The following is a 3,662-nucleotide window of genomic DNA, read 5'->3' on the forward strand; positions in this document are numbered from 1 at the left end:
CAAGAGACGCCGCCGGAACTGTCAGCCGACATTATCGACCGCGGCATCATGATCACTGGCGGTGGCGCCTTGCTCAAGAACATTGACAAGCTGATCGCCGACAACCTGCAGGTGCCGGTTTTGATCGCTGATTCACCTCTGGAATCAGTTGCCTTGGGCACGGGAATTTTGCTGCAGCATATTGAGAAGCACGAACGTCACTAATAATGCGTCATTTGATGATTCTTCTAGTCCGCTTTTACCAGTGGGCAATTTCGCCGATTCTGCCGGACAGCTGTCGCTTCTACCCGAGCTGTTCCAGCTACATGATTACTGCTTTGGAAAAGCACGGCCCCTTATTTGGGCTGCTGATGGGGCTGGCGAGGATATTGCGCTGCAACCCATTTAATCGAGGCGGGGTGGACCCGGTTCCGGATTATTTTACCCTTTTTCGCAATCCCCACCCAGAAGAAGCTGAAGACGAAATTATTGCCAGAAAATTCCATAGTCACTAACGAGGAGGGAACATGTCAAGAAATCAAGAAAACATCGGGATTGAGGTCAACGAATTGTCTGGCCGCAGCGTACCGACTTGGGAAGTAGTTATTCCGAAGAAGCGCCAGATCGGCTTGATTGAGCAGGTTGACGGGAAATTCCGCGTAACCAGCAGCAAGTCCAAGAACGTGATGTTTGCCAAGAGCCTTGATGCCGGCATCAACGATCTGCTGGCCTACTTCACCTTGCACGAAAAATAATTTTAACGAATAAAGTGATAGTTAATGGCAAAAGTTCAAGAAGAAAGCAAATGGTATGACCGCATCGCCTGGGGTGTCATCATCCCGGTCGTGTTGCTGTCATTCATCAGTTTTTATTCAATTTACAACGCGTCAGTCAACGACTCCAGCTACGGGACGCCTACGAAGACGGTGGCCATGCAGATTGTTTGGTATACCGTTTCCTGGCTGATGGTGGCCTTCATCGTCCGCTTTGACGCTGAACAGATTTTTAAATTGGCGCCTTACCTGTATGGCTTAGGACTGTTTCTGCTGATCGCGGTGCTCTTTCTTTATGACCGGACGACCGCGGCCAGCAGCGGGGCCAAAAGTTGGTTCGTCATCGGACCGGTCAGTTTCCAGCCGTCAGAAGTCATGAAACCGGCCTTTATCCTGCAGCTGGCCCGGGTGGTCCGCGAGCACAACCAGCGTTACGCGCACACGCTGCGCAATGACTGGCTTTTGATCGGCAAGGTCATGGCCTGGTTTTTGCCGGTAGCCATGCTCTTGATGCTGCAGCCCGACTTTGGGACGACCCTGGTCTTCGTGGCCATCACGGCCGGGATTCTGCTGGTTTCAGGCATTTCCTGGAAGATCATCATTCCGGTCTTCCTTTTGATAGTGGTCGTCGGCGTGGTTGTCATCCTGCTGGTTTTCACCAGTGAAGGGCAGACCATCCTGCGCCACTACTTCAAGACCTACCAGCTGGAAAGAATCAAGTCCTGGAGCGACCCTTCAGGAGACAACTCAGACAGTGCCTACCAGCTCTGGCAGAGCATGAAGGCCATCGGGTCAGGGCAGATCTTCGGGAACGGCTTTAACAATATCAAAGTCTATGTCCCGGTCCGGAACTCAGACATGATTTTCTCAGTCGTCGGCGAAAGCTTCGGTTTTGTCGGCGGGGTGGCCTTGATCGGGATCTACTTCGTCTTGATCGTGCAGATGGTCAAAATTACTTTTTCGACGAAGAACGCTTTCTATTCATATGTGTCCACAGGGATTATTATGATGATTTTGTTCCACGTCTTTGAAAATATCGGCATGAGCATTGATTTACTGCCCCTTACGGGGGTTCCACTGCCATTTGTTTCACAGGGTGGGTCAGCCCTGATCGGGAACATGATCGGGATCGGCTTGATCCTTTCAATGAAATGGCACAACAAGGACTACATGTTCAGTACAGCCGGCGACTTTTAAACAAGCGCAAAAAACAGCCTCAACCTGGATTGCTCAGGTTGAGGCTGTTTTTGTCTTGCTGTCAGTTGTTATTTCAAAGCGTCCAGAATCTGGTCTACGATCAAGTTCAAGTCGCGGTCCTCATCGGCAGCTTTTTCCGGGAGAAGCACGAAGCGCTGGACGAAGTAAGCGGCGATCGGTGCCGAAATCAAGCGGATCAAGTCCAGGGCCTCGTATTCCGGATGCTTTTCCAGGAGGATGCTCTTGACGCTTGCAACCAGGCGCGGGTTCTCAGCCAGCCGCTTCTTAGACGCTTCCCGGATTTCGCTGACAAAATCCGGGTTGGTCAAGGCTTCTTGCAGCATGATCTTGATAACCTGCCGGTTTTTCTTGATGAAGGCGAAACGGTTGAAAACGATGAAGTGAACCAGCTCCTGCCGGCTTTTGACAGAATTCTGCTTGATCTCCTGGATGAAGTCTTCCTGAATCTTGGGAAAAAGATCGTGGGCTACCGGGCCGATGACCGCGTTCAGCAGGTCGGCCTTGGTTTTAAAGTATTTGAAGATCGTAGCCTGGCTGATCCCCGCCCGCTCAGCGATTTGCGCGGTTGAAGTGCCGTCAAAGCCCTGCTTGGCAAAGAGCTCGATGGCCGCCAGGAGGGCCTTCTTTTGCCCCTGCGGCAGCTTTTTGCTCTGTAATAATCCTTGATAGTCTTCCAGAATCGTTGCGTCGCTCATCTAAATTACACCTTTCGATAACGTTTCAAGCCCAGAATGTTGACCGCGGTCAAGACGATCAGGAAGAGGACCAGGGCCCACAGGTCGCCTGCCACCTGGGCAAGACTTGCTCCATTCATAATGATACCAGTCATCGCGTCGCCCGCATAGGTCAAAGGCAGAATTTTTCCGATAACCTGCACCCAGCTGGCCATGGAGGAGAGGGGAATGATCCCGGAGAAAAAGACCTGCGGCACGATTACCAAAGGCAGGAACTGCATCATTTGGAATTCGGACTCGGCAAAAGTCGACAAAAGCAGGCCGAAGGCCAGGGCCACGAAAGCAGTCAGCACGCAGACAAGGATGAGGTCAGCCAGGCTGCCGACAACCTCGATTTTCAAGATGTAGATGCCGGCAACGCTGATGACGATCGCCTGCAGCAGGCCCAGGATCCCGTAGCCCAGCATGTAGCCGAAGACGATGTCGCTGCGCTTGACCGGAGTGGCCAGCAGGCGGTCAAGGGTCCCGGTCGTCCGCTCGCCCAGCAGGGCCATGCCGGAGATCAGTAATACAAAGAAGAAGATGAAGAAGGCCATCAAAATCGGCGCGATCTTGGCAAAGTAGCCAGTGTCCTTGTCGCCGTAGCGGTAATGGTTGACGATCTTAACCTTCTGGCTGCTGGTGCTGGCTTGGCTGCTCTGAGTCTGGCTGCTGGTCTGGGCGGCAGCTTTTTTGCCGCTGAGCTTGGCCAGTGACTGACTGAGCTTGCTGATCAGCTTTTGCTGGGCGATCAGGCTGCGGCGCAGTTTGCCGGCCTGCTTGGCCGCGCTGCTGGTCTGGCTTTTGACCAGGGCAGCCTTGAGAGCTGACTTGGTCAGAGCCGTCTTGCTGGAGTCGACATTGGCATGGGTAACCGTGTAGCGGCTGCCTTTTTTGACGATGACGCCGTCAACCCGCCGCTTTTTGAGGGCCCGCTTGGCCTTGGCGCTGCTGGAATACTTTTTGACGGAAACGCCTG

General features: G+C 53.1%; 6 protein-coding genes. 4 read left to right on the top strand and 2 right to left on the bottom strand.

The annotated features are described in order from the left end of the window. The 4 genes from lacNas_RS00915 to lacNas_RS00930 form a co-directional block, all read left to right on the top strand. A partial coding sequence (locus lacNas_RS00915) for a rod shape-determining protein (protein WP_201346506.1) occupies positions 1-204 on the top strand: 204 nt, incomplete at its 5' end. 2 nt (positions 205-206) lie between these two features. Continuing rightward, the gene (gene yidD, locus lacNas_RS00920; RefSeq protein WP_201330306.1) at positions 207-494 is read left to right on the top strand and encodes a membrane protein insertion efficiency factor YidD; all 288 of its coding nucleotides are present in this window, start codon (positions 207-209) and stop codon (positions 492-494) included. Positions 495-506: 12 nt separating this feature from the next. Continuing rightward, positions 507-734, top strand: a complete 228-nt coding sequence (locus lacNas_RS00925; protein WP_201330307.1) for a DUF2969 domain-containing protein — start codon at positions 507-509, stop codon at positions 732-734. Positions 735-758: 24 nt separating this feature from the next. Beyond that, positions 759-1,949, top strand: coding sequence for an FtsW/RodA/SpoVE family cell cycle protein (locus lacNas_RS00930; RefSeq protein ID WP_201330308.1), 1,191 nt, complete (start codon positions 759-761; stop codon positions 1,947-1,949). A gap of 68 nt (positions 1,950-2,017) precedes the next feature. On the opposite strand, the gene lacNas_RS00935 is transcribed toward lacNas_RS00930, so the two are convergent. Together lacNas_RS00935 and lacNas_RS00940 are read right to left on the bottom strand one after the other, a co-directional pair. Beyond that, positions 2,018-2,665: a TetR/AcrR family transcriptional regulator gene (locus lacNas_RS00935; protein ID WP_201330309.1), complete on the bottom strand. Its 648-nt coding sequence runs from the start codon at positions 2,663-2,665 to the stop codon at positions 2,018-2,020. Positions 2,666-2,670: 5 nt separating this feature from the next. Beyond that, on the bottom strand, positions 2,671-3,662 hold a 992-nt coding region (locus tag lacNas_RS00940; protein WP_201346507.1), incomplete at its 5' end, for an ABC transporter permease.

This window comes from Lactobacillus nasalidis, assembly GCF_016587775.1.
In the GTDB taxonomy this organism is placed as follows: Bacteria; Bacillota; Bacilli; order Lactobacillales; family Lactobacillaceae; genus Lactobacillus; species Lactobacillus nasalidis.

Bases quoted from the DNA above. Each gene is read 5' to 3' on its own strand.
- lacNas_RS00930 (WP_201330308.1), top strand. From the start codon at position 759: ATGGCAAAAGTTCAAGAAGAAAGCAAATGGTATGACCGCATCGCCTGG.
- lacNas_RS00935 (WP_201330309.1), bottom strand. From the start codon at position 2,665: ATGAGCGACGCAACGATTCTGGAAGACTATCAAGGATTATTACAGAGC.
- lacNas_RS00925 (WP_201330307.1), top strand. From the start codon at position 507: ATGTCAAGAAATCAAGAAAACATCGGGATTGAGGTCAACGAATTGTCT.
- yidD (WP_201330306.1), top strand. From the start codon at position 207: ATGCGTCATTTGATGATTCTTCTAGTCCGCTTTTACCAGTGGGCAATT.